Source organism: Planctellipticum variicoloris (assembly GCF_030622045.1).
In the GTDB taxonomy this organism is placed as follows: Bacteria; Planctomycetota; Planctomycetia; order Planctomycetales; family Planctomycetaceae; genus Planctellipticum; species Planctellipticum variicoloris.
In genome coordinates this window covers 2,265,606-2,291,665 of sequence record NZ_CP130886.1, presented here as the reverse complement: position 1 = coordinate 2,291,665, position 26,060 = coordinate 2,265,606, and the positions used below count along the sequence as shown (strand labels likewise).

At 63.4% G+C, this 26,060-nt stretch carries 20 protein-coding genes; 5 read left to right on the top strand and 15 right to left on the bottom strand.

Translation table 11 applies throughout. The annotated features are described in order from the left end of the window. Nucleotides 1-231: 231 nt before the first annotated feature. The 7 genes from SH412_RS08955 to SH412_RS08925 form a co-directional block, all read right to left on the bottom strand. On the bottom strand, nt 232-3,396 hold the full coding sequence (locus SH412_RS08955) for an efflux RND transporter permease subunit (protein WP_336523167.1): 3,165 nt from the start codon (nt 3,394-3,396) through the stop codon (nt 232-234). A 299-nt stretch (nt 3,397-3,695) separates the two neighbouring features. Beyond that, on the bottom strand, nt 3,696-5,102 hold the full coding sequence (locus tag SH412_RS08950; RefSeq protein WP_336523166.1) for an efflux RND transporter periplasmic adaptor subunit: 1,407 nt from the start codon (nt 5,100-5,102) through the stop codon (nt 3,696-3,698). A 40-nt stretch (nt 5,103-5,142) separates the two neighbouring features. Continuing rightward, on the bottom strand, nt 5,143-5,622 hold the full coding sequence (locus SH412_RS08945) for a hypothetical protein (RefSeq protein ID WP_336523165.1): 480 nt from the start codon (nt 5,620-5,622) through the stop codon (nt 5,143-5,145). A 172-nt stretch (nt 5,623-5,794) separates the two neighbouring features. After that, the gene (locus SH412_RS08940) at nt 5,795-6,208 is read right to left on the bottom strand and encodes a hypothetical protein (RefSeq protein ID WP_336523164.1); all 414 of its coding nucleotides are present in this window, start codon (nt 6,206-6,208) and stop codon (nt 5,795-5,797) included. A 147-nt stretch (nt 6,209-6,355) separates the two neighbouring features. After that, nucleotides 6,356-7,735: a hypothetical protein gene (locus tag SH412_RS08935; protein ID WP_336523163.1), complete on the bottom strand. Its 1,380-nt coding sequence runs from the start codon at nt 7,733-7,735 to the stop codon at nt 6,356-6,358. A 205-nt stretch (nt 7,736-7,940) separates the two neighbouring features. Beyond that, entirely contained in the window at nt 7,941-9,254 is a 1,314-nt protein-coding gene (locus SH412_RS08930) for a Gfo/Idh/MocA family oxidoreductase (RefSeq protein WP_336523162.1), read from the bottom strand. 65 nt (nt 9,255-9,319) lie between these two features. Then, on the bottom strand, nt 9,320-10,378 hold the full coding sequence (locus SH412_RS08925; RefSeq protein ID WP_336523161.1) for a formylglycine-generating enzyme family protein: 1,059 nt from the start codon (nt 10,376-10,378) through the stop codon (nt 9,320-9,322). Nucleotides 10,379-10,414: 36 nt separating this feature from the next. On the opposite strand from SH412_RS08925, the gene SH412_RS08920 reads away from it, so the two are divergent. Beyond that, nucleotides 10,415-11,503: an FAD:protein FMN transferase gene (locus SH412_RS08920; RefSeq protein WP_336523160.1), complete on the top strand. Its 1,089-nt coding sequence runs from the start codon at nt 10,415-10,417 to the stop codon at nt 11,501-11,503. Here the strand turns inward: SH412_RS08920 and SH412_RS08915 are convergent. The 3 genes from SH412_RS08915 to SH412_RS08905 form a co-directional block, all read right to left on the bottom strand. Continuing rightward, on the bottom strand, nt 11,439-12,095 hold the full coding sequence (locus SH412_RS08915; protein ID WP_336524158.1) for a phosphatase PAP2 family protein: 657 nt from the start codon (nt 12,093-12,095) through the stop codon (nt 11,439-11,441). The genes SH412_RS08920 and SH412_RS08915 overlap by 65 nt on opposite strands. A 358-nt stretch (nt 12,096-12,453) precedes the next feature. Beyond that, the gene (locus SH412_RS08910) at nt 12,454-14,040 is read right to left on the bottom strand and encodes an ArnT family glycosyltransferase (RefSeq protein ID WP_336523159.1); all 1,587 of its coding nucleotides are present in this window, start codon (nt 14,038-14,040) and stop codon (nt 12,454-12,456) included. A 25-nt stretch (nt 14,041-14,065) separates the two neighbouring features. After that, entirely contained in the window at nt 14,066-15,184 is a 1,119-nt protein-coding gene (locus SH412_RS08905) for an LptF/LptG family permease (RefSeq protein ID WP_336523158.1), read from the bottom strand. 355 nt (nt 15,185-15,539) lie between these two features. Between SH412_RS08905 and SH412_RS08900 the strand changes: the two genes are divergently transcribed. Together SH412_RS08900 and SH412_RS08895 are read left to right on the top strand one after the other, a co-directional pair. Next, nucleotides 15,540-15,764, top strand: coding sequence for a winged helix-turn-helix domain-containing protein (locus tag SH412_RS08900; protein WP_336523157.1), 225 nt, complete (start codon nt 15,540-15,542; stop codon nt 15,762-15,764). A gap of 60 nt (nt 15,765-15,824) precedes the next feature. Next, nucleotides 15,825-16,772 carry a tetratricopeptide repeat protein gene (locus SH412_RS08895; protein WP_336523156.1) on the top strand — a complete coding sequence of 316 codons (948 nt, stop codon included), beginning with the start codon at nt 15,825-15,827 and terminating at the stop codon, nt 16,770-16,772. On the opposite strand, the gene SH412_RS08890 is transcribed toward SH412_RS08895, so the two are convergent. The 5 genes from SH412_RS08890 to SH412_RS08870 all read right to left on the bottom strand — a co-directional run bounded on the left by SH412_RS08890 (nt 16,744) and on the right by SH412_RS08870 (nt 22,490). After that, entirely contained in the window at nt 16,744-19,230 is a 2,487-nt protein-coding gene (locus tag SH412_RS08890) for a ComEC/Rec2 family competence protein (protein WP_336523155.1), read from the bottom strand. The genes SH412_RS08895 and SH412_RS08890 overlap by 29 nt on opposite strands. 64 nt (nt 19,231-19,294) lie before the next feature. Then, nucleotides 19,295-20,227 carry an aminotransferase class IV gene (locus SH412_RS08885; protein ID WP_336523154.1) on the bottom strand — a complete coding sequence of 311 codons (933 nt, stop codon included), beginning with the start codon at nt 20,225-20,227 and terminating at the stop codon, nt 19,295-19,297. A gap of 89 nt (nt 20,228-20,316) precedes the next feature. Further along, entirely contained in the window at nt 20,317-20,826 is a 510-nt protein-coding gene (locus SH412_RS08880) for a hypothetical protein (RefSeq protein WP_336523153.1), read from the bottom strand. Beyond that, the gene (locus SH412_RS08875) at nt 20,823-21,170 is read right to left on the bottom strand and encodes a hypothetical protein (RefSeq protein WP_336523152.1); all 348 of its coding nucleotides are present in this window, start codon (nt 21,168-21,170) and stop codon (nt 20,823-20,825) included. The genes SH412_RS08880 and SH412_RS08875 overlap by 4 nt, the downstream gene beginning before the upstream one ends. Nucleotides 21,171-21,281: 111 nt before the next feature. Further along, the gene (locus SH412_RS08870) at nt 21,282-22,490 is read right to left on the bottom strand and encodes a 2,3-bisphosphoglycerate-independent phosphoglycerate mutase (protein WP_419555796.1); all 1,209 of its coding nucleotides are present in this window, start codon (nt 22,488-22,490) and stop codon (nt 21,282-21,284) included. Between the two features lie 256 nt (nt 22,491-22,746). Between SH412_RS08870 and SH412_RS08865 the strand changes: the two genes are divergently transcribed. Then, nucleotides 22,747-24,114: a hypothetical protein gene (locus tag SH412_RS08865; protein ID WP_336523150.1), complete on the top strand. Its 1,368-nt coding sequence runs from the start codon at nt 22,747-22,749 to the stop codon at nt 24,112-24,114. Between the two features lie 48 nt (nt 24,115-24,162). After that, nucleotides 24,163-25,923 carry a gamma-glutamyltransferase gene (gene ggt, locus SH412_RS08860; protein ID WP_336523149.1) on the top strand — a complete coding sequence of 587 codons (1,761 nt, stop codon included), beginning with the start codon at nt 24,163-24,165 and terminating at the stop codon, nt 25,921-25,923. Nucleotides 25,924-26,060: the final 137 nt, after the last annotated feature.

Here is a 26,060-nt window from a genome sequence, read left to right as displayed (position 1 = left end):
CCCAGGCTCTGCCTCGGAACCGGCTGATTGCGAGGCTCTGCCTCGCTCTTTGCCATCTTACGGGCCCGAAGGGAAAAGGACGCGGAGCGCCCGCTGAGGCTGGCGACTTGTTTGCAGTCCGATGTCAGACGAGGCGGAGCCTCGCAAGAGGGCGTTCCCAGGCGGGAGCCTGGGAACGAGGAGCATCTTCCTTGACGAAGAACACAGCCGCTCCGCGGTAAAAAGTCTTCTTCATGCCTCTTGATTCTCAAGCGTCTGGTTCGTGCGCTGCCCCATCGCAGCCGCGGACTTGCCGCTGAAGCGGTAAAACAGGCCTGGGTGGACGAGGTACTCGCAGAGGGTGGACGTGATCAGTCCGCCCAGAATCACGGTCGCCACCGGGTAAAGAATCTCCTTCCCCGGCTGATGGCCGCCGAGGACCAGCGGCAGCAGGCCGATTCCCGCGGTCAACGCGGTCATCAGCACCGGCGCGAGGCGCTCCAGGCTGCCGCGGACGACCATTTCCGCCGAAAAACCCTCTCCCTCCTCCTGCATCAGATGCCGGTAGTGCGCGACGAGCAGAATGCCGTTGCGGGCGGCGATGCCTCCCAGCGAGATGAATCCCACCAGGGCTGCAATGCTGAGCGACTGGTGCGTCAGCCACAAGGCGATGACTCCGCCCACAAACGCGGTAGGCAAGGCGAACATGATCTGCAGGACGATCCGGGTCGATGGGAAGAGCGTGTAGAGCACCAGGAACACGCCTGCCAGCGAGACCAGGCTCAGCAGCAGAATCCGGCGGGAAGCCTCCTGCTGGGCTTCGAACTGCCCGCCGTATTCCACAAAGTAACCTTCGGGCAATTCCACCTTTTCTGTGACCGCCCGGCGGATATCCGCGACGACGCTCCCCAGGTCGCGGTCGGTCGCGTTCCCGCGGACCGTGATCCGCCGACGGACGTTTTCGCGACTGATCGTATTCGGCCCCCCTCCCTGCTCAATCTTCGCCACCGTCGCCAGCGGAATCCGACCTCCCGAAGGCAGGTCGATCGACAGCCGATGGATCTGGTCGAAGTCGGTGCGGTAGGCTTCCTCCAGTCGCACTTGCAGATCGAACGTCCGCTGACCTTCGAGCACCGTCGACACGACCCGTCCGTTAAGCGCGGTCTCAATGAATTCGTTGACCTCGCCCGGCGTGAGCCCATACGCCGCCAGTTGCTCGCGATCGAGGACGATCCGCAATTGCGGGATGAGCTGCTGCGGCTCCACGACCGGCGGCGCCAGGCCGGGGATGCCAGTGATCGCCCCCTTGATATCCTGAGCTTTCCGGCGGAGGACGTCGAGATCGTCGCCGTAGAGCTTGATGGCGATCTGCGCCGAAACCCCCGAGAGCATGTGGCTGATCAGGTGCGCCAGCGGCTGCTCGGCTTCGTACTCGATGCCGGGAATCTCGGCGAGTTCACCCCGCAGAATGGCCAGCGTATCCGTCCGCGAGACGCCGCTGTCGGGATTCAGCGTCACGATATACTCCGTGACGTTGACCCCCTCGGCATGCTCATCCAGCTCCGCCCTGCCACTCCGGCGGATGAAGCTCTGGACAACGCCGTGCGGTTGTTCGGGCGAAGCCCGATGCTTCAGGAACGCCCGGTCCACCATGCCGCTGACGCGATTCGAGGTCTCCAGCGACGATCCGGGGGGCATGACGATGTTGACTTGAGCCGCCCCTTCGTCAAAGGAGGGCAGGAAGTCCGTCCCCATGCGCAGAAACATCACGGCGCTGCCGCCAATTGTCCCCAGCACGACAGTCAGGATGACCGCCAGCCCGAACGGGTGCAGACTGGTCCGAACCACGGGAGACACGGCGATCTTGAGAAGACGGAGCAGCGGGCTGTCCTTATCGCCATGTCCGCTGCGATTCCGGCCCGTCAGCAGCAGGCTGCCGAGTACCGGCGTCACGGTCAGCGAGACCAGCAGCGAGGCCAGAATGGAAACGATGTACGCAATGCCCAACGGGACAAACAGCCGCCCCTCGATTCCGGACAGGGCAAACAGCGGAATGAAGACCAGAATGACCAGCATGGTTCCAAAGACAATCGAACTGCGCACTTCCAGGCTCGCCGAGTAGACGACTTCAAGTACGGGCCTGGGCGATGGCAGACTCGCGTTCTGTCCCAGCCGACGGAACACGTTTTCGATATCGACGATCGCATCGTCGACCAGTTCCCCCATCGCCACGGCGAGACCGCCGAGGGTCATGACGTTGATGCTCAGACCGCACCAGTAGAACACGAGACCGGTCATGACGATCGAGAGCGGTATGGCCGTCAGCGTGATGAAGGTGGTCCGGAAGTTCAGCAGAAACAGAAACAGCACGATCAGGACGAGAATCGCACCGTCGCGGAGCGCCTCGACGACATTGTCGACGCCACGGTCGATGAACGACCGCTGCTGGTAGACGTCGTCGTGGATCTCCACCCCCGGCGGGAGCGCCGCTTCGAGATCCTTGAGGGCCGCGGTGATCTGGTCTGACAAGAGTCGCGTGTCACCCTGGGGCTGTTTGGCGATCGTCAGCACGACCGCCGGCAGACCGTTGACCGAACTGTCTCCGCGTTTGGTTTGCGGTCCTTCCTGAACCGTCGCCACGTCCCGCAGCAGCACCGACCGGCCCGGTCGACTTTGAACGACGGTCTGCTCCAGATCCTCGATCGACTGAATGCGGCCTAGGCTGCGCACCAGATATTCGAGGGGGCCCTGGGTCACGTAGCCGCCGGTGGCGTTCTCGTTGCTCTCCCGCAGCGATGCTTCGATCTCGCGCAGCGTCACATCGTAGGCAAGAAGCTGATCGGGATTCACGCGGACCTGATACTGCTTCCGCCCGCCCCCCATCGTGATCACCTGAGCCACGCCAGGAATCGTCAACAGACGCGGGCGGATGACCCAGTCGGCGAGCGTCCGCAGTTCCAGAGGGCTGGTCGTTTCGTCTTTGCAGGTGAGGCCGACCATCATGATCTGGCCCATGATCGAGCTGATCGGCGCCAGTTCGGGTTTGACGCCGGCGGGCATCTGCTGGGAAACGGTCGCCAGGCGCTCGTTGACGATCTGCCGGGCGATGTAGATGTCGGTTGACCAGCCGAATTCGACGTAGATCACCGACAGGCCAATACCCGACTGACTGCGGACCGCTTCGACGCCGGTCGCACCGTTAAAGGCCGTCTCCAGCGGGAACGTGACCAGCGTTTCGACCTCTTCGGGCGCCAGCCCCGGACACTCGGTCATGACCGTCACCCGCGGCCGGGTGAGATTCGGAAAGATGTCGATCGGCAACGACAGGATCGTCCGCGTCCCGAGCACGAGCGTGACCAGGGCGAGGGCGATCACTACGAGACGATGCCGAAGCGAAAAGTCGAGCAGCCAGTTCATGCGGGCCAGATCGTCAGAAGGAGAGGAGTGGAAGAGAAAGAAGTTTTACCGCGGAGACGCGGAGGACGCGGAGAAACGCCTGAGAAACGATAGAATTTCGGAAAGTGAAAAGTGAGTATTGAAGAGTCAGTAGTGCAAATTGAAGGAAGTCGATCTCGACTGTTTACAATCGATCATCCCGGCTAAGGAACACTTTGCACTCATCACTACTCAATACTCACTTCTCACTCTCCAGATTCTCTTCTCCGCGTCCTCCGCGTCTCCGCGGTGAGTACTCTTCGTATTGTATTTCTATCGCATCAATGGTTGTGCCCGGCGTGCAGATCGACGCCCGAGCCTTGCTGTTGCTTCAGGGCCAGATGAATCTGATAGGCCTGGTTCATCGCGATTTCGTCGCCGGGGAACAGGCTGCCGTCGTTCTTGAGGACGACGGCGCGGGGATCGCGCTGATCGACGACGACCGGAACTCGCTCGAAGAGCTTTCCGTTGGACCGATAGACGTAGGCATCGGGTCCTTCAAACACCACCGCGTCGAGCGGCAGGAAAATCCGTTCGGGAAGCTTCTCGACCGGCAGCAGGATGCGGACCCGCTGGCCCGGCTTGAACCGCCACGAGCGATAGACGATGCCGTCCTCCGCGGTCACATCCCGCAGAACCTCGTTCCGGATCGGAATGTAGAATCGCAGCAGTCGGGAAGCGGGATCGAGTGAATTGTCGATGTAGCGCAGTTTGAGACCTTCCCGCCGGATCCCGGCGGTTTCGTCTCCCTCAAACAGAACCGTCACCGGCCACTGCTCCTGCAAAGCCTGCGTGACGACGGAACCATCGCGCTCGAACGCCTGACCCTCGATCGTCAGCTCCAGGTGCAGCGCCAGGGAGCAGAGTTCTTCGCCCGGCTGAACCAGCTTCCCCGGAAAGACGTCGATCCGCTCGACCGAGTAGACTGTTTCATCGGGGTCCATACCGGCGGAACCGTCCGTGGTCTCTCCGCGGGCCGGCACGCGCAGCGTGAACTCTTTGAGCAGCGTCTTCCGGGCGATGATCTCCGCAATCTGTTCCTGCGAGACGCCCCGCACCAGCAATTCCTGCTGCTGAACGAGCTTCAGCGACTCCAGGCGGGTCCGGTCATATTCTTTCTCGATTGTCAGTCGGGCTGGAATCGAACCGCTCTCGACGAGCGGCGCAAGCCGTTTCAACTCGGCGTTCACCAGCGCCAGATCCTGCAGCGTTTTCAGCAGCGTGGACTGGGCATTGGTCAGGACTTCGCCCGTCGGCTGCAGATCGAGCACCGGGTCGCCAGGTCGGACGCTCTGGCCCGGATGCGTGTAGACTTTCGTCACAATCCCGCTGAGCGTGGTGGTGATTCGACGTTCGCTGTGACCGGGTTGCTCGATGATCCGCCCCGGAATGACCACCGTCCGGGTGTAGTCGGTCAGTTCCACTTCGCCGAGGCGCAGCCCGAGGTTGGCCCGGGCCTGCTCGGAAATCAGCACTTCGTTAACGCCGCTCTCTGCATGAGCGTCGTCGCCGTGATCATGGCCGGCATGGTCGTGACCGGCGTGGTCATCAACGTCGGCGGACTTCGGAACCGCCCGTGACCGCCAGGCGGCGACCTGCGCCTCAAGCGGCGTGCGCCAGTACCAGCCGGCGGCAGCCAGAGCTGCCGCCGCCAGACCGACAGTCACAATTTTCAGTCGCAACTTCATCGCAGTCTTCCCGATCACTATCAACTCGAATGCCGGCGACTTAGTGCTTGTGATCGTGATCGTGCGCCAGCGCGACCTTTGCCGTGTAGGACTTGCCGCGGACCTTGACCGCCATCCGGGCGCCGTGGTCCTTGTGGTGCAGGTTGTGAATCAGGTCCGGGCTCTTCACGACGAAGCAGGACGACTGCCCCTTGGGATCGGTCTTGAGCGGAGCGGCTGGCAGCTTGAACTGCACCGGTTTTCCCCCATGCTTGAGATTGATCACCAGCTCCTTCGCCTCGACTGGCACGGCCATCTTGGCGGCGCTATCAAGCAAATAGATCGCCAGCGTGCCCGCCTTTTCGTCGAGCAGCACTTCCGCATGGAACTCTTCGTCGCCCAGTTCCAGCAGCGGTCCGCCGTGGGGACCTTTCTCCGGGTGAGCATGGACCGGCGCCGCCGGCGGAGCGGCAACTGCCATCGGAGTCGAACCCGCGACAAACCACATGGCGGCAACTGACAGAATCGAAGTCCGAAACATGGAGAATCCTTTCAAGGCACAGAGAAAGCAGAGCACAATCGGCGCACCCGCCGGGCGCAAGACGGCACTCAACGAGTGCATACGGCGCGCGGCCATCGCACGGGAAATGACGCCAAAGAACCGGCCCGGCCGACAGAGTCCGCCACGGGCCGAAACCGGGACTCAGCGACTGCTACAGCAGATAGACGCCGAGCGCCGCGCGCGCAGTCGCCGCCGGAATCCCAGGGTGCAGCAGCTCCAGTCTGGAGGGTTCCACGAGCGGAACCGCAGACAGGCGGGGACCTGCAACCGCGGGGAGGAGGGCGAACTGAAGTTCGCCGGTCGCCGCAGCCGCTCCCCCGCGGGCGTCACGCACATAAAAGACGTGCGTCGCCAGGCAGACATGGTGCGAGTCGTCCGGGTGCGCGGGCTGCCGCGGCGCATTCGGAGCCTCGTTGGGAGACTTATCGTGGTGGTGATGGCAGCACTTCGGGGCCTCCGCCACCGGAGCTGTCGCAGCCGACGCGTCGGCGCAGCAACTCTCGCAGCAGGCAAAGAGCTGCAGAGTCTGAGCAACCAGCGTCAGGAGGACCACGAAGCGGAACATGGGGGCGCCTTGGGCGACATCGCCTCAGGCATTATCGACCGGAGCCGCGATCCGTCAACAGCAGAATCGCCGCAACTCCGGACAAAACAATCACTTGCAACTCACAAAGACCTGCACGCCGCCCGTAAACGCAACCGGGCTGCGTTGTCAACGCGGCTGCGACGGCTTGAGCGCCGGATCGTCGAGATCGAGCCGGTACAGCATCTGATTGTATTCGTACCGCGGCGTCGGTTGTTGATTGTCGGTGAAGCTGACCGTGTACGTTCCTTCAAAGTACAGAGAGGGGGAATCGGCTCCGGTGAACTCCGGATGGAGCACGGGGTTGTAGAACGTGTAGTTGGCGTGGGACAGCACTTTCACCGCCGGTCCCCAGGGGCCGGTCGGCTGGTCGGCCTCGGCGTACCAGAGCTCCCCGAAAACCGACGGCTTGCCGAAGTTCTGCAGGAAGACCGTCACCCACCGCCGGCGATGCGGATTCCAGGCGATCGAACCGGTATGCGGCTTGACCGCCGGCCCGCCGGCGTGATCCGGCACCGACTCCTGCGGTTTCAGAACAATCCACGTGCCGGCGTCCTGCCAGGCCTCAAAGGTCGCGGGAATCTTCAACGTCGGAAACGGATTGCCGAAGAGGATCCACTTTCGTCCTGCTTCGTCCTCCCAGGGAACCGCATGTCCGTCTGGTCGAGGCGGCGGCTCGCCGCCATCCTTGTCCTTCTCCCACAGAACGCGAAACGGCTCGAAGGCCTGCTTCTCTTCATTCCAGTGCGTCAGCCCCCACTGGTATGCGTCCAGCGGCGGCTTGACCTTCAGATACGTCGCCACCAGATGCGAATTTCCAGACCGATCCGGCAGACTGACCATCGCCGCCAGCCACGTCGGCCCCGGTCCCGGTAATTTCGCCACGCCCCTTGGTTGCCCCTTCTCGTCGCGGAAGTAGTCGAACTTCGGCTTGAGCGGCGGAATCAGTGCGTCAGCGGACGGGATCTCGCTGACCGCACATGAGGCGTCAAAGATGCCGAGCGGATACCGCGGCAGGTTGGTGTCGCCCCAGATCCAGAACAGCTTGCCCCGGTGAATTGCGTTCTGAGTGCTGTCGCAGCCCAGGACGCCGCTCTCCGGCAGCCCCGCATCGCCGCACTTCTGGCTTTCGGCAAACAGCCCGCCCCCCGTCAGTCGGCCGATCCGGCGGGCGATGATCGTCCGCCGGACTTCGATCCGCCGCGTCGCGCCGGGATCGATCGGAATTCGAACGCCGCGATAGCCGAAGCCGTCCGCAGGGACTTCGTAGCCGTGGCCGGCGACGGAAAACCACGTTTCGCGCCCCATCAGTTCGGGCAGATCGCAGGCGATGACGCCGGCGTTGTCGGTGACGAAGCGGACGTTGTGAATCGTCCGCAGTTCCACCAGCGGCACGGGCCAACCGGTCCCCTGTTCGACCACTTCGATCCGGCAGGGCTCGGCGGCATGGAGGGTCAGTTGGGGCAGCCCCGCCATAAGGCCGATGACGCTCATCAGGAAGTAGCGCATGATTTTAACTCCTGTTACAATCATTAACGAATCCGAGGCTCCGCGAAGACGCCCCGGAGCTTCCCCCCTGCCGCCACGACGAGCGACCGCAGTTCACCGCCCCGCAAACGCAGTTGGTCGTTTCAACTCTCGAAAATGCAAACTGCCCGCGAACGACTGATCGTTCGCGGGCAGTTTCGTTATTGGCTCCGTCAGGCGACCGGGTCTAGAGGACCTTGGTCTGACCGGGCATCGGGACCGGGTAGCGGCCTTCGGCATCGGCCTTGACCGGAGGATCGGCGTCGAAGGAGAAGACTTTGGGCATCAGGCTGATCTCGGACTTCATGGCGTCATCCCAGTTGATGACCTGGCCCGAGTAGGTTGCGTCCCGGCCCATGATGGCGGTCATCGTGCTGTAGGCGCCGTTATCCCCTTCGTTGTACTCCGCGCCGCTACGGATCGCGGCGTGCAGGTCGTCGTGCTCGACCTGATACGGATTCGGGTTCGGACCGCGATACCGCCACTTCTCGGCGCCGTCGATCTTGTAGCCGCTGATGTCGACCGTCCCTTTGCTGCCGTGGGCGTGCTCGGAGACGCTGTTCCAGCAATTGGGGATGTGGCGACACTGGCTGTACATGATCGTGCCGTCGTCGAATTCATACTCGACGTAGTGGTGATCGAAGATTTCGCCGTATTTCTTGTCGGTCCGGAACTGTCGCCCCCCCATGCCGTTGCACTTGACGGGGTACTTCCCCTTGACCCAGCAGCCGACGTCCAGGTTGTGGATGTGCTGCTCATTGATGTGGTCGCCGGAGAGCCAGTTGTAGTAGTACCAGTTCTTGATCTGGTACTCCATTTCCGACGTCTTCTTCTCCCAGCTCACTCGCGGATCCCACACGCCGCCGCCGTTCCAGTAGACGCGGAGTGCCAGAATGTCGCCGATCGCGCCGTCCTTGAGCCGCTGAATGGTTTCCAGGTAGCCGACCTGGTGGTGCCGCTGCAGACCGACGCCCACCTTCAGCTTCTTCTGCTTGGCAATCTCGTTGGCCGCCAGCACCATCCGGACACCGACGGAATCAACGGCGACCGGCTTCTCCATGAAGACGTGCTTGCCGGCGTTCACGGCGTACTCAAAGTGAATCGGGCGGAAGCCGGGGGGCGTCGCCAGGATCACCAGATCGACGCCGCTTTCGATCACCTTCTTGTAGGCGTCGAAGCCGCTGAAGGTCGTTTCCGGCGTGACAGTGACGCGGCTCGCCTTGTCGCCGATAGCGCCCTTGATGTTGCTGGCGGCAGCCTGCGCGGCGTTCTCGAAGATGTCGCCGACGGCAGTCAGCTTCGCGTTCGGCGCCACCGACAGGGCCTGACTGGCTGCTCCGGTTCCACGACCGCCGGCGCCGATCAGGCCGATTTTGACCGAGTCGTCGCCGCTGGCGTAGACGGAACTTTGCAGGCTGATCTGAGCGAGCCCGGCGCCGACGGCGGCGACCGAGGAGGTCTTCAGGAAATCCCGGCGAGACGTCGAAGGGTGTGGATCCATGGAGCTCTCCGCGAATCTGGTGAAAAAACCGGTCAGGAATGGTGCATCACAATGATTGTCGGTCGTTACTGATCGCGATTGGCCTTCTCCCGCGCGTCGCTCGGCAGAATCGCGTCAAGCTGCAGCGTTTTACGTTCCTCGACGGTCGGCGTCTTCAGCGGACGGACGACCCGGAACCCGACCTGGAGAGCGTCGGTCATGTACCAGACGCTCTTGGGAATCTGAGGATCCTGTTGCTTCCACTCGTCGGTCGAGTAGTTCCGGGCGGCGCTGCGGAGCGCCGGAGGATCGTCGTCCCACGAACCGCCGCGAGCCACACGGGGGTACTCCGTGTTGGGAATGCACAACGGGAAGACCGCGGGCTTGTCGAGCGGGAACTTGCTGTAGAAATCGGCTTCGTACTTGTCGAGACACCACTCGGCGACGTTGCCATGAATATCGTGGAGCCCCCAGGGATTCGGTTTCTTCAGGCCGACTTTCTGGTACTTCTCGTTGCTGTTGCCGTAGTGCCAGGCGTAGTCGTCGAGGTCGGCGTCGTCATCGCCGAAAGAGTACTTCGTCGTCGTTCCCGCACGGCAGGCGTACTCCCATTCGGCCTCAGTCGGCAGTCGGTAGTAGTGCCCGGTTTTGGCCGAGAGCCATTCGCAATACTTTTTGGCGGCGTGCTGAGTCATACAGATCGCCGGAAAGCCCCGCTGCCCCATGCCGAACGTCATGTCGGTGTACGGCTTGGTCGGGCGGGTCACCGCGTCAGCTCCCTTATCGAGGTCTGTCGGCTGCTTCTTCTCCAGTTCCCGTCGCTTGATATCCAGATTGAACGACCAGATGTCGTACTCGTTCCAGGTCACTTCGTGCTTGCCCATCCAGAACGGATCGACTTTCACCGGGTGCTGCGGGCCCTCGTCGTCCTTACGATCCGCCTCGGCGGGGGGGCTTCCCATCAGGAATTCGCCGCCGGGAATCGGCAGCATTTCGAATTTCACATCGGTCCCGGAAATCATTTCCACATAGGGCTGCATGTCCGCCGCCTTGCCGGGCTCGGCGGCGAACGCCGCCATCGGGGCAACCGCCGCAACACAGGCCAGGACTTGCAGGACGAACCGGGAGGTACGTAGGCTCAACATCGCGCAGAACTCTTTCTGAACGGACTGGAGACTTTCATGCCGGGCGCCCGCATTCACTCCTCCATGATTCAAACCGCGGTCGTAATGGCACTGGCGATCGGCAGCGTTGCAACCGGCTCCCGGCTGCTGGCTGGCGACGCGACGCGTTTCGAATACACAGAGCGGCGCCTCGGCGTTGACGTCAATCTGACACTATACGCTGACCAGGAGTCTGTCGCAAATGACGCCGCCGCGGCGGCCTGGCGAAGGATCGACGCCCTCAACCTCGTTCTAAGCGACTACGACGAGAACAGCGAAGCAATGCGTCTTTGCCGAACGGCGCAACCTGGAAAACCCGTCGCGGTCAGTCAAGACCTCTGGAATACGCTGCGGACGGCCCGCCGGTTCTCGGAACTGACCGACGGCGCGTTCGACGTCACCGCCGGCCCGCTCACCAAGTTGTGGCGTCGCGCCCGTCGGAAGCAGGAACTTCCCGACCCGGAACAGATCGCCGAGACGCGCCGCCACGTCGGTGACAAGTTCGTGAGGTTCCATCCCGAAACCCGATCCATCGAGCTGGCCCGGGAAGGCATGCAGCTCGATTTCGGCGGCATCGGTAAGGGACTCATCGCGCAGGAAGCATTCGAGACCCTGAAATCGCACGGTTGCCGCCGCGCCCTGGTCGCGATTGCGGGAGACATCGTGGCGGGAGATCCTCCTCCCGACGCAGCGGGCTGGAAAGTCGGCATCGCCCCCCTCGACAAGCCGGACGGACCTCCCAGCCGGCATCTGCTCCTCAAGAACTGTGCCGCCTCGACGTCCGGCGACGCATTCCAGTTCGTGGAAATTAACGGAGTTCGCTACTCGCACTTCGTCGATGTGGCGACCGGCGTGGGGCTGACGCGCCGTTGCAGCGTGACGGTCGTTGCTCCAGACGGCGCCACCGCGGACGGACTTGCGACTTCGGCTTGTCTGCTGGGGCCGGATCGCGGGCTGAAACTGATCGACGCCACTCCCGGCGCAGCCGGACTGTATGTCGTTGGGGCCGACGGCGGACTGGTTGCCACCCCCTCGGTCAGACTTAACGACTGGCTGGCGCCGGAACAGGCCTGCGGATCGGCACGAGCAGCCATCGTGCAAGAATGACCGCCGTCAGATAGACGATGACGGCGCTCCAGAGGATATCGCTCGCCCAGTGCCCCCCCTGCGCGATCCGGGCCAGGCCCATCAGCAGCCCGAACAGCCCGCCAGCCACGGCAACTCCGGCTGCCAGCCGCGGCCTTCGACTCCGGACCATAAACGCCGGAGCCATCAGATAGAACGCCGTTGCCGCATGCCCGGAGGGAAAGCTGGAGTTCCGGTGCTGACCGGCGCCGGGGGTTCCGACCGGCACGAATTCCCGATCGCCGCCAAACTGCCGCACCTGCGAAGGACGAGGACGTCCCCAGGTCTGCTTGAATCCGACATTCACCACCAGCCCCGGTCCAATCAGGAACAGGACCACCAGAAACTTGGCCGAGTTCGGCGGCGCGACCGCGCCCTGCAGTTTCCACCCCATCAACCAGGCGAGCGCTCCGCCTCCGGCCAGTAGGAATGCAGGAACAGGTCCGAGCAAATACAGCGACTGAACCGGCCACGACTGCGCCCAGGACCAGTCACCCGTTTCGGAGTCAAAAAACAGGGCGGAGATCGCAGGGTCAAGATCGGCCCAGCGGATCATCAGCGTCAACAACACCACGCTCAACAACGGCCGCCAGACTGGCCAGATCCGCGTCGCACAATGTCCGGAGAACCTCAGGAAAAGATCGCGGCCAAGGTCTACCGGGGTGATCGAAAGCGACGACGCTCCCTGCCATCGCAGCCCCGGCGCCGTGCGACTCGCCGAAGCGGCATGGCGAGGCCTTGGCCGCTGCGGCGAAATGGGGCCGGTGTCAGAAACAGGACACTGTTGACTGTCTGCCAACGAATCACCTACTTTTGACGAGAGCGAGGTCGTTGAGAATGGTGTCGCTGAATCGCGATCCGACGTAAAGATCAAGACGTATCCTCAATCATCGGTTCACAAAAAATTCAGGACTTTGTCTCCCCGGCATTCATCAATGCGGGAACTGCGATGAGCTGAACTTCGGCCACTGGCGAAACCCCGTCCCCCGCCACACGGCGTACTCGTGAAATCGGCGGTTGCCGAGCGGAATGCGGATCTCGGAGAGGGGCGTCACCGTCGCAAACGCGGCGACGAGTTCACGATCGACGGGCCAGAGCCCTTCCGTGACGATGATTGCAGAAGCGCCGGCAGCCCCGCTGGGACCGCCCCAGACGTCGTGTTGCGAATCGATTCGTCCGCCCGCATTCCAGCGGTAAACGCGCGGCTGGTCCGGCAGGTAGAACGCCAGCTCGCTGACCGGTCCGCGGGATGTCGCCGCGATGACCAGTTTCGGCAGGCCGCCAGGAGTTTTTCGACGACACTCGTCGATGGCTTCAGCCAATGCGCGCCAGCCCCGAAATCGCGTTGTCGGGTCGATCTTCGTGCCAGCCCAGCCGGTCATCGGAAGTACAACGGGCAGGACGTACAATGACGCGGAGAGGGCCGCCCCCAGTATGACACCCGAGCCCCAGAACCTTCGCCAGCGGTCAGTCTGCGGGTCGATGCTGATCTGCCCGGCCACCCAGCCGCCCAGCAGAATGAACCCGGTCACGTAGAAAGCGGCAGGCCAGTTCGGCTGCACGCGCTGCAGGAAGCTCAACACCGCCACAGGCATCAGCGGAACGGCGCTGAAGACCAGCAGAAATTTCTCGCGACGCGGAACGGGGCTCCATCGGAACGGCCCGACCAGCATGACGATCAACACGAGCGTCAAAGTCAGCGGCGAGACCACTCCGAACTGACTGGCAATGAACTCGCCGCCCCAGGCCAGATGTTGCAGCGGGGAGGTTGTCGTGGCGCGGAAATGGTCCTGCGTATGCTGCCAGGTCAGCCACTGATGTTGCAGATTCCACCAGACCACTGGAGTCAGGCTCAACAGACTCGCGAGAGTCCAGATATAAAGTCGAGGATCGCGCCACCAGCCGCGATCTTCGCGGGATAAGACCAGAAAGAACGCCAGCAGCGGAAACAACCCGAACATCGTCTGCTTGGACAGCAGCCCGGCCGCTGTCGCGACGACGGCCGGCAACACCCATTTCCAGTCATTCGGCGGAGACTTCAGCAGGTTCCAGAGGGTCCACAATGCGAAACACCAGGCACACAGGAACGGTGCGTCGATCGTCATGAACATTGACGAAGCCGTCACTCCCGGGGTCGCAGCCAGCGCAAGAACGGTGATTGCGGCGGCCTGGGTGGAGTAGAGCTGGCGCGTCAGGAGAAAGACAGGGACGAGACCAGCGGTGCTCAGCAGAACCGCCGGCAGCCGCACACTCCATTCTCGGCTGCCGAACAACGAAGTCGACGCCGCAATGATCCAGGCGACCAGCGGCGGCTTGCTGTAATAGCCGCCGTCGAGCTGCCGGGACCAGTCCCAGTAGTAAGCTTCGTCGGGAATCAGTTCGCCGGGCGTCCAGCAAAGACTTACGAGCCGCCAGGCCAGCAACAGAATGCCGAAGAGCAGCCAGACGCGTTCCGATACGGGCAGCCCGAATCGCGTCGGTAACAGGCGAGACTCCGCGGCCGCGTTGTTCGTCGACATGCGTCTTCCGGCGGAGAGGGTCGAATCACGTCCGGATTGTTCCGGAGAGCCAGGCGCTGAGCGTGCCGCCGAAGACGACCGGAGCCCAGGCCGCCAGCTCGGGCCCCACGAGCTGCAAGCTGCCGAGTTGCTGAAACGCATGCATCACGGCAAATACGAGAGTGAGGGCTCCGCCGCAGAGCGCGGAATCGACGACGAGACCGACGCTCTCTCGACGAACCATCAGCGGGATGACGATCAGCACGGCGATGACATTGATCGCGGGCTGCAGCAGACGCGTGTGCATGTGCAGAATCATCTGCTGGACGGCGCGTGTGCTGAACGCCGGGCAGCGGATGCGAGTGACGAGCTCCTGCAGCGAGAGCAACGACAGATTCGAATTTCGCTTGTAAAGCTGATCGCCGCTGATCGCCGTGGCGATGAAGACACGTCCCGGATCTTTCAGGGGTACGACCACCGTTCGTCCGAATTCGGTCAACGGAAACTGGTCGGATCTTTGCCGCAATCCTTCGAGCAGCCATCCCGCCGGGCGTCGGCCCTGGGGCTTGAGAAAGCGGGCGGAATGTGCATTGACCACAGTCAGCTCCGTCGCCACCAGCGGCGCCGGCAGGGTGAAAACGGCTCCCATGAGGCGCTGTTCGGCGAGCTGCAGCGAATCGCCCCCAATGGAAATCATTGAAGAGTGGTCGACGACGGCTTCGACCTCGTTGGTCTGCGGCCCCCCCGTTCCCCGATTCTCGAACGCCTGAGCCGAAAAGCGGGGAACGATGAATTCCTGATTGATGATCAGCAGCACGCTGACGCCGATCACGCCCGCAACCAGCGGCAACAGCAATCGATACATCGAAATCCCGGCCGCGAGCAGAGGATGCAGTTCGCCGTTGCGCTGAAACAGAATCAGCACGACCATCGCGGAGGCGACGGCCATCACGGCCCCCCCCTGATCGAAGAAGAAGATGGCCCGATACGCATAAAACTGAAAGATCGCCTGAACGACTTGCAGGCGCATCTTGCCGCCGTTCTCGTTGATGAACTCGTCGAGATTCTCGAACAGGTCAATCACGACCATCAGACCGAACGACGTAATAAAGCAGACCACGAAGACGTGGAGAAAACTCCGCAATAAGTAGCGGTCGAAGGTCATTGGTCGGCAAAATCCCGGTCCGTGGGTGATCCGGCGCCGGCGGCGGACCGCCGATCTGGCGGCAGTCGACCACCGGAGCGGGATTACAGGAGAAACAGACGAACTGGTCAAGAGGACCCGTTTCACGGAAGTCCAAGGACTGCACGGAACCACATGGAAATTCCCTGAACTCCGGTCAGTTTTTTTGACTCCGCTCGCCATGTCGTCGTATACTCGGGCGCGTTGAGTCGACATCTTCCGACGTTCATTCCGCCAGACGTGCAGATCAAGGCTCACCAGTCGGTTGAATGAGGACCGGTAAGCGGTCTCTCCGAGAAAGTGAGGGTCGAGGGTGCAGGAACGAATCGACGACGAGATGAATCGAATCGGCGCGGCCGCGGGAACCGTCTGGCAGACACTCAGCGGCACCGGCGCGCTGACGATCCCCAAGCTGATCGAAGCGAGCGGTCTTTCCCGGGATCTGGTCCTGTACGGCCTCGGCTGGCTGGCGCGGGAGGGCAAGCTTCAGTTCCTCCAGCGGGGCCGCACGCGACTCGTCGAGCTGGCCGACGGGGAAATGCAGCAGACTGAGGCCGCTTAGGTCAAGACATGGCGTCCGCGAGAGTTCGCAGGCAACCAGATTCCAACAGGGTCGATCGCGATGAGCCAGTCTGACGTCGGTTCCCTCTTCGAGCAGGGGCGCGCCGCCCTGAAATCCCGTCGGGTCGACGACGCCATCGAGCTGTTCCGCAAGGCGCTGACGCTGGAACCGCAGCATGCGGAATCGCTGGAGTCGCTGGCGTCGGCCTTGTATGTCAAAGGCGACTTTCCGGCCGCGGCGGAATACTTCGCCAGACTGGCGGACTTGCTCCCGACCCAGCCGCGATTCAACGTCAATCTCGGCGCCGTCCTCAACCGTATGGGCAATCACAAGCAGGCGGAAGCGGCCCTGCGAAAGGTGCTGCAGCGGGATCCCCGCAACTCCGACGCCTACTACAACCTCGGCATCACCTACCGGAAGTCGAATCAGACCAACCTGGCAATCTCCGCCTACCGCGAAGCGGTTCGACTGAATCCGCAGATGGCCGAAGCCTACTACAATCTCGGCAACATCTATGCCGACCTGAAAAATCACACGCTCGCAGCCATGAACTTTCGAAAGGCGCTGGAGAGCCGCCCCGATTTCGACAAGGCCAGCTTGGGTCTGGCGCAGGCCGAGAAACTGATGGAGTCGGCCCGCCAGGCGATCAGCCCCTTCGGCCGGCTGGCCCCGCCGCCGAATCAAGTGGTTGTCCCGACAACCTCCCGAGAACTGTCCGAGGACGAACGCGAGGAAGACCGTCGCAAGATCTACCGCCTGGCGGAGCAGATCGAGCAACTTGCCGAAACAGCAATCTCCTACCTCCAAGATACGCTGGAGCCGCGGCTGATGGAGATCCAGAAAACCGTCGCCGGGGGCCGCGGCCGCAATCTCGCCATCGGCCGCGCCGGCGCGGATTTCCGGGAAGCCGTCGAAGAGTGGTCCAATCTCCGCCGCCAGTTGCGGCGGAAAGTCCTCGAGCTGCGGGCCCATGAGGAGCTCATCGCGACGCCGGACGTGGCGATTTGAACGGCTCGACCGAAATCGCGCCGGCTTGCGAAACCCGCACGCCGATCGCACCGGACTGGCGGGTCGACAGGCAGTCGACGCCGTAGACTTCTTCGAGAATTGCAAGGCTCCCGGCGTCTCCGCTGCTCGCAATCACGATCTCCGGGCGAGCCCACCGGGCCAGGTCGAGGGGATTCGACGGGCGACTCCCATGATGCGGCGCCAGCAGCACATCGATACGACGCGGCGGCAGTCTCAGCAGCGCGGCCAGTCCGTCGGCCTCCAGATCCCCCGCCAGCAGAACCGTCCGGCCGGCATAAGTGATCGCCAGCACCAGGCTGTTCGCGTTGTCCTTTTCGGAATCAAATCCGGGGGCGGGATGGATCACTTCAATCTGCACGTCCGGGTCCAGCCGGATGGACTGCGGCGCGGAGAGCAGCAGCGGCACAGACCGATCCGCGGCGGAATTCAGCACATCCCGAACAATCTCCTGACGTTCGTCGACAAATGTGCGATGCATCCCGATGCCGCCGACGGCCGCCAGTTCCAGCAGACGCGGAACCGCGTTGCAGTGGTCCGCATCGGGATGCGACAGCACAAGGACATCAATGCTGGAGGCCCCATGTCGCCAGACCGCGCGCAGCGCCGTCTCCGCCACGCGCCGGTCCAGAAACATCCCCCCGGCGTCATAGACGAGCGTCCGGCCGTTCGGACATGAAACCACAACCGACAATCCGTGCCCGACCGACAGGACTGTCATCCGCAGCTCGCCGGCAGCCTGCGGCCGCAACCCCCAGGCCAGTCCGCAGACGGTCAGGACCGCCAGAACTTTCAAGGCCCGGCGGCGAGCCGACGAGCCAGGCGAACTCCAGACCAGGACGCCGGCTGCAACGTAGAACACGATCAGCCAGCCGAAGTCTGGTCCCGGCACAAACTGGTGTCCTCCGTCCCAGCGTCCGCCCCAGCGGACGCACCGCAGAAACGCGGAGAGGACGGCGTGGAGCAGGGGCGAGATCCATGACGCAACAAAAGGGGACACCATCCCCACGAGCAGCGTGGAGTACCCCAGCCACATGACGATCAGAATCAGCGGCCCCAGCACGATATTGAGCACTAGCCCCACCGGAGTAATGAGCTGAAATCGATACGCGACCAGCGGCGCGGTCAGCAGCCATGTCGCCGTGCTCACCGCGTACGCGTCGCCGACGACTCGCCAGCACCGGCGTCGCCAGGTGGGACCGTCAAGTCCCTCCTGCTCTCTCTGTCGAACCTCCCAGGCCGCCCTCCAGCGCAGGACTTCGGAAACGATGACCACCGACAGAAACGAGAGCTGCGCCCCGGCATGAAACAGATCCGTCGGATTCATCAGCAGCACGATCAGCGCAGCCAGAGCGATCATCTGCCGGGGTGGAGCCAGACGCCCCGTGAAGCCGGCTCCGATCGCCAGCACCGCGACCAGCGTTGCTCGCCAGACGGGGGGATCGGCTTCTGTCAGAAAGAGGTAGCCGAGCAGGCCGGTCAGGACGATCCAACGGCTCCAGAACAACGACAGTCGCAGCAACCGACACGCCAGCCAGAACCACAGCGCCAGCAACCCGACGTTCACGCCCGAAATCGCGAGCACGTGCAGCAGTCCGCTGCGAATGAAGTCTTCGCGTGTCTGGTCGTCAATCTGCCGACGGACGCCCAGAAAGAGGGCCTGGGCCACTGCAGTCGTATCGGGAGACGACTCCTGATTGAAGACCTGTGCCGCGTATGCCCGCGCCCGTTGTCTCCAACGTCCCCAGGCCGAGCCCCAGCCCGTGCCGATCTCGATCCGCCTGACGCACTCCACCCGCTCGGCACTGAGGACGGCATGGACCCGTTGCGAACGGAGATACTCGCGGTAGTCAAGGTCGCCGGGATTCGCCGCCGGCCGCGGCCGTTCAAGAGTGCCGAGAATTTCCAGCCGCTGGCCGACCGGGAGCTTGGAAAGTTCGGAGAGATCGTCGCGAACCGTGAACCGGCAGACGCCGCTGACAGATTCCCAGCGATCGCAACCGTCGTACAAGGCTTCTGCTCGCAATGTGGCCGTGGTCCAGACTGTCTCCTGCTTCCGGTCCCAGATCGGACCGGGACGTTTCGTCATCCAGGGGGACTCCATCAGCGTCCCCTGAAGTCTGACGACGACGCCGTCCTCGGTCGCCCAGGCGGCGACATCGTTGGTGGAGACTGTCGACCACCAAAAGTGGTGCCACGCTCCCGCCAGCCCGCACCAGATCGAGAGTACGGCCACGGTCATCACAAGTCGGCGATGACGAACCAGCACCGCGCCCGCGGCTGCCGCCACGGAAACCGCCAACCAGCCGGCCAGCGGCCAGTTCCAGACTCGGTCGACGACAATTCCGACCGCCACGGCCGCCAGCAGCGCGACCGCCGGAGCGCGGCGAACCGTGCCCCGCTCGTCGCCGACAAACAGCACTTCGCTCCAGACCGCCATCGACAGACTCCCGCCCGGACATGCTCACACATGTACCGACGGAACGTTCGATTCGCAAGATATTCTATCGAGTGCGGTCTGCAGCCCCCTGGCGCATCTGCGAAGCGATGTCCACCCCCGCCAGTTCGCCCCACGCGGTCAGCAACCGCCGCGTCAGCGGTCCGGGCCGACCGTCGCCTACCGGGATGGAATTCAGCCGCGTCACCGGCAGCAGGCAATGCGGCGTCGACGTCAGGAAAATCTCCGACGCACGCTCAAAGTCGTGCAGCGCCCAGTCTCCGCGAATCAACTGGCAGCCCAGCGCCGGCGCCAGGTCCTCGACGACCTGCAGACTGATCCCTGCCAGCGACCGGACGTGCGACGGGGTCAGCAGGCGGTCTCCGTCCAGGGCGACGACGTTCCCGGTGGCCGCTTCCGTCACGTAGCCGTCCCGGTCCAGCAGCAACGACATCGCGGCGGGATCCACCAGCCGGGCTTCGCGGTCGGCCAGTTGCCAATGTAGCCGGCTGCGGAATTTGATCTGCGGATCGATCACATCCGCCGGCAGAGCCTTCGTGGCCGGCGTTACGAGATGCACCCCGGTCTCATACCGGTCGGCCCAGAGTTCGAACGGCAACGGAAACGTATGGACGCAGACTGTGCACTTTTGAGCAAGTTCTCGCCCGGCAGCCCCTAGATACGTCAGGTTTCCGCCAGACGTCACAAACGCAATGACTCCCAGATCATGCCCGGCGGGAATCAGTGCAACATTTCGGGCGACGACAGACTGTACGACGTCCCGCAATTCGTCGTAGGTGATTTCCGGCGTGAACCCAACCGACCGGATCGAAGCGAACAGCCGGTCGAGATGCTCCTCCAGCCGGAACGGCACGTGCCGGAAAGTACGCAACATCTCCGTCACCGCCGCACCGCCGACAACCCCCATGTCCCAGACCGGAAGCGCCGCCTGCGAAAACGGGATGTAATTGCCATTCAGCCAGGCGATGGGTTCGGTCATACGTTTACAATCCCAGGAGATTTAAGGCCGTGCCCCAACCCATCTCCACTGGATTGGATACGCTGAGTGGCAGACCTGAAACCTCTCACTCACGCGTAGTTTGGAAACTCTTCGACGGCATGATCGATCACTTTCAGCAACCGACGACCGCGCCCCGAATTCGTCAACTGAAACCAGACTGAGAACTCAAACATGACAGGAGTCTCGACCGGAGCAAGCCGCGGCCACGGGTATTCCGGATTCGGCCCATCGTCGCCGGCCAATGCCGGGGCGAGACGTTCCAGGTCGTAAGCCAATGGCGCCGTGACTTGAATCCAGCGCTCGAAATCGTCCGACCGATCGAACCCCAGCAGTTGAGCGATTCGATTTCGATCGACCATCGGACGTCCAGCCAGCGCCTGCAGGAATCTTACGAAGGACGCATGACTTCTGCGCGGCGGATTTCCTGATCGCCAGAAATACGCTTTGCCGAGTTTTTCTGTCACCATCTGAAGGTAGTGCAGTTGATGGCAGGCCTCGGCACCGGCCTTTCGGAGATGCAGCAGGATGCGGTGTTCGGCATGGACCTGCTCCCACCAGAGGGTCTGCACGGGCGTCATTGCGGCTGCCGCGAAAACGTGACCTTTCCGTCGAGTGGCCAGCCGGGCGGCAGTGGAATCTGCCCGTTCTGGATCCGAACCCACTGACTTGGCGTCACATCCACCACAAGGAGTCGATGGGGTTGATCGCCGTCGGAATCGACGCCAAAGTCGATGGGATCGATTGGATCAGACTCGCGGACGGCGATCAGATCGTTGATCTCCAGCAGACGAATCTCCCGCTCTGGTGCATTCGTTGGCAGGTAGAAGACATCGATCGTACCGGGATCGGTCCGCAAATGACTCTCGGCGTATTCCCTCGCCCAGGCTTCACGACTGAATGGCTGATTTGCCGTAACCGCCATATTCCACCTCTCGCCCTCTGACGGTCGTCGATCGCAGACGAGACTCCCCGGCACTTCTGTACCGGGGAGCATCATTCTAGCACGGCCGGGAACGAGGACGAAACCCCGCAGTTACGCCCCGTACTTCTCCAGCCGACCGGCATGCGCCAGCGCCAGCAGCATCAGGTGCTTCGCCTCGAACTGCCCCAGCCCCCCCCGCAGGCACTGCGCTTCGCCGAAGGCCGTCGAACCGTCGAACCGGCACGTGTCCGCCGCCAGCAGCGTCGGCACCGGATGCCAGCTATGCGACTTCATCTTGGACGGGGTGCTGTGGTCGCCGGTGACGATCACCACATCCGGCTTCAGGGCGGTGATCCGCGGAATGCAGGAGTCCAGTTCCTCCGTCCGCTGAACCTTCGCCGCAAAGTTGCCGTCCTCGCCCGTCGAATCGGTGTACTTGAAGTGAATGAAGAAGAAGTCGAAGTCGTTCCACGACTTCTCCAATCGGTCCATCTGATCCGACAGCGTCAGGCCGGCGTCGAGCACATTCATGCTCACCAGCCGGGCCAGTCCGCGATACATCGGATAAACGGCAATCGCCCCGGCCCGCAGTCCGTAGACTTCTTCGAACGTCGGAATATGCGGCAGCCGGTCGATTCCCCGCATCGTCAGAAAGTTGGCCGGAGCGTCGTTCTTCAGGACTTCCCGCGCCTGGCGGAGGAATTCGTTGCAGATCTCGGCCGTCTTGTTCGATCCCGCGGAACGGGCGACGGCCGTCAGCGGCGGCACCCCGGTCGCCTGCGGATCGGTATCGTCGACGTCCCCTTCCAGTCCGTCCCCGCGGAAGACGATCACCAGCCGGTACTCCTTCACCGGACGGACCGAGACTTCGACGCCGGGTATCTGGATCCTATCGAGCTTCTCGCAGAGCTTCGCGCCGATCTCGCTGGCGATCCGGCCCGCCCGCCGGTCGGTGATCTTGCCGTCCGCGTCGAGCGTGCAGAAGTTGCCCCGAATGGCCACGTCCTTGGGACCGAGCTCGAAATCGATCCCCAGCGCCTCCAGCACCCCGCGGCCGATCTGGTACTTCAGCGGATCGTAGCCGAACAGCCCCAGGTGCCCCGGCCCGCTCCCTGGTGCAATCCCCGGCAGGACTGGCGTGCTCAGCCCCAGCGTGCCGCGCGCCGCAAGGGCGTCCAGGTTCGGCGTCTTCGCGGTTTCCAGTTCCGTCTTCCCGCCCGGTTCGAGCGGCAGCCCCCCCAGGCCGTCGCCGACCAGCAGAACGATCTTCGAGCCGTTGTTCTTTTGCAGTTTCCGCGTCAGTTCGTGCGTGTCGTACATACCGGGCAGGTCGCTTTCCAGCAGCAGAAGGGATACCGGATCGAGCCCGGGCTGCCGCCGCCCGCTCGACCAGCCGGCCATTGTCGGAACCACCCGCCATCGCTGCAAGGCCGCCGACAACTGACATTTGCCTGAGGAAACTGGCAACTCCATCGCGGAACGTCTGGAGATCGTCCCATCAGCCGTCTACGATGCGAAGCTGGTGCAGTTCGTCACTCGTCAAATCGACGAGCCAAGACTCTTCCTGGACAACTCAATGACCGCACTCGCCCGCTTCTGCTGCCTCAGTCTCGCCCTGACCGCGCCCGCCGCAGCCCTGGGGCAAACTCCCCTGCAGATCGCCACGTTTCAGGCGGACGTCACGCCGCCCATCGGCTCACCACTCTGCAACGGCGGCGTGGCCCCGGCGAAAACGATCGACGATCCCCTGTCGGCCCGAGGCGTGGTGCTGTTGGGGAAAGATCAGCCAATCGTCCTCTGCGCCGTCGACTGGGTCGGCATTGCCAACGGCAGTCACGACGCCTGGCGCGAGGCCCTGGCGGATGCCGCCGGAACAACGACCGACCGGGTCGCCGTCCATTGCCTGCACCAGCACGACGCCCCCGGCCTCGATTCGACCGCCGAAGAATTGCTGGCCGGGGTCGGTCTGGGTGGACGAAGTTTTGATGCCGTGTTCGCTCGGTTGGCGATGCAGCGTACTGCGACCGCCGTTCGTGAGTCTCTCCCCCGCGCTCGGAAGGTGACGCACGTCGGCTTCGGCCAGGCTGTCGTCGATCGCGTCGCTTCGAACCGCCGCGTTCTCGGTCCCGACGGCATGGTCAAATACGTCCGCTACTCTTCAACCACGAATCCCGAGGCCATCGCCGCTCCGGAAGGGACCATCGATCCGCTCCTTCGCCTCGTCAGTTTCTGGGACGGCGATCAGCCAATCGCCAGCCTGACCTGGTACGCCACGCATCCTCAAAGTCATTACGGCAAAGGAGGGGTCAGCGCCGACATCCCCGGCCTGGCCCGCAGCCGGCGCGAAGCCGCCCTTCCCGGCCCCGCGCACATCCATTTCAACGGAGCGTCGGGCAACGTCACGGCCGGCAAGTACAACGACGGCTCGCCGGGACGTCGACCGGAACTGGCCGCACGTCTGGCCAGGGGCATGGAGTCCGCCTGGAACAGCCAGCAGAAGACGGCGATCACCGCCGCAGACGTGGACTGGCGTGTCGAACCGGTCGTGCTGCCGCTGCGGGACCGCATTCGCGACGAAGCTGCCCAGCTTGGAATTCTCCAGAACTCTGCCGCTTCCTCTGCGGACCGCACACGCGCCGCACGCGATCTGTCGTTCGCGCAACGAATGAAGGCAGGACGCGCGATCGAAATCTCCTGCCTCAAACTTGGCCCAGGCTGGATTCTACACCTTCCCGGCGAACTCTTCGTCGAATACCAGCTCGCCGCCCAGGCGATGCGTCCCGACGAGTTCGTCGCGCTGGCCGCATACGGCGACTACGGCCCCGGCTACATCGGCACCGCAATCGCCTATACCCAGGGTGGTTACGAGACCGGAGTCGTTTCCCGCACAGCTCCCGAAGTGGAAGACGTTCTCCTCGGGGCCATGCGCAAGCTGTTGCGCTGACGGTTGCCCCGGCACTCTTTTCCCCCCTTCCAACCTGAGATTGTCGCCATGCCCTCGTCTCCCATTCGCAGACTCCTCGGCCGGGGACTCCTGGTGACCGTGAGCCTGCTGCCGCTCCCGCTCCCGCTCCCGCTCCCGCTCCCGCTCCCGCTCCAGGCCGGCAGCTACGACCGCCCCGGCGACAACCCGCACCAGAGCCGCTCGGTTGTCGTCGCCCGACATGGCATGGTCTGCACCAGTCACCCCCTCGCCGCCGACGTCGGCCTGGACGTCCTGAAGTCCGGCGGCAACGCAGCCGACGCGGCCATCGCCGTCAACGCCATGCTCGGCGTCGTCGAGCCAATGAGCTGCGGTATCGGCGGCGATCTCTTCGTCATTTACTGGGACAACAAGACGCAAAAACTGTATGGCCTCAACGCTTCCGGACGAAGTCCGGGAAATCTCACCCGGGAAGTCTTCCGGCAGAAGAGCCTCGCGCAGATTCCTGAATCCGGCCCCCTCTCCTGGTCAGTCCCCGGCTGCGTCGACGGCTGGGAAACCTTTCGCCAGCGCTTCGGATCTCAGCCCCTGGCCCAATTGCTTGCCCCGTCGATCAAGGCCGCGGACGAAGGGTTCCCGGTTCCGGAAGTCATCGCCGGGTACTGGAAGAGCGGCGAAAAATCGCTCGCCCCCTGGCCCGACTCCCGCCGCGTCTTTCTGCCGCACGGAACCGCCCCGAGAGAAGGCGACGTCGCCCGCCTGCCCGAACTCGCCGCAACCTACGGCCTGATCGCCAAACACGGCCCGGACGCCTTCTACAAAGGACCGATCGCCGCCGAGATCGTCCGCTTCAGCGAGGCTCACGGCGGCTACTTTTCCCTCTCGGATTTCGCCGATCACACCAGCGAGTGGGTCGAACCCGTCTCGACGAACTACCGCGGTTACGACGTCTGGGAATTGCCACCGAACGGCCAGGGCATCGCCGCCCTGCAGATGCTCAATCTCCTCCAGGGCTACGACCTGAAAGCGTGGGGACCGGGACACCCGGAATACCTGCACCGCTTCCTGGAAGCCAAGAAACTGGCCTTCGCCGATCGCGCCCGCTTCTACGCCGACCCGGCGTTCTCACCCGCGCCCGTCAAAGAACTGCTTTCGCCGGCCTATGCCGACCGCCAGCGGATGCGGATCGATCCCGCTCGCGCAGCGCTGAACGTCCCTGCCGGCGATCCCAAACTGGTTCACGGCGATACGATCTACCTGAGCGTCGTCGACAAAGATCGCAACTGCTGCTCAATGATCCAGAGCCTCTACTACGGGTTCGGTTCGCAGGTCGTCCCCGGCAACGTCGGCTTTCCCCTGCAGAATCGCGGGGCGCTCTTCTCGCTCGACGAAAACCATCCGAACCGCCTCGAACCAAAGAAACGCCCCTTTCACACCATCATTCCCGCGATGGTCACCCGCAACGGCAAACCTTGGCTCTGCTTCGGTGTCATGGGAGGCGACATGCAGCCGCAGGGACACGTCCAGATCCTCGTCAACCTGATCGACTTCGGCATGAACCTCCAGGCGGCCGGCGACGCGCCTCGCGTCCGACATTCTGGCTCCGCGACGCCGACCGGCGAGCCGATGGCCGCCGACGGCGGGACGGTCTACGTGGAATCGGGAATCACTGACGAAGCCGTTCGCGTCCTGCAGTCGCGCGGCCACCAGGTGCAGCGCGGCTCCGCGGGCTCCTACGGCGGCTATCAAGGCATTCTGATCGATTCCGCACGCGGCATGCTGCAGGGAGCCACGGAGTCGCGCAAAGATGGGGCGGCGCTCGGATACTGACAGCCCGATCGCATGGCCGGCGTCCCTCTTGACGGGTGGCTGGAGTCGGCCGCTTTGGGCCGCCCCCAGCGAGTTGGCGAAAAGCGAGGGGCTCGAATACCCGCCCCAGGATCCGTTCTCCAGATTCAGCGGCACTT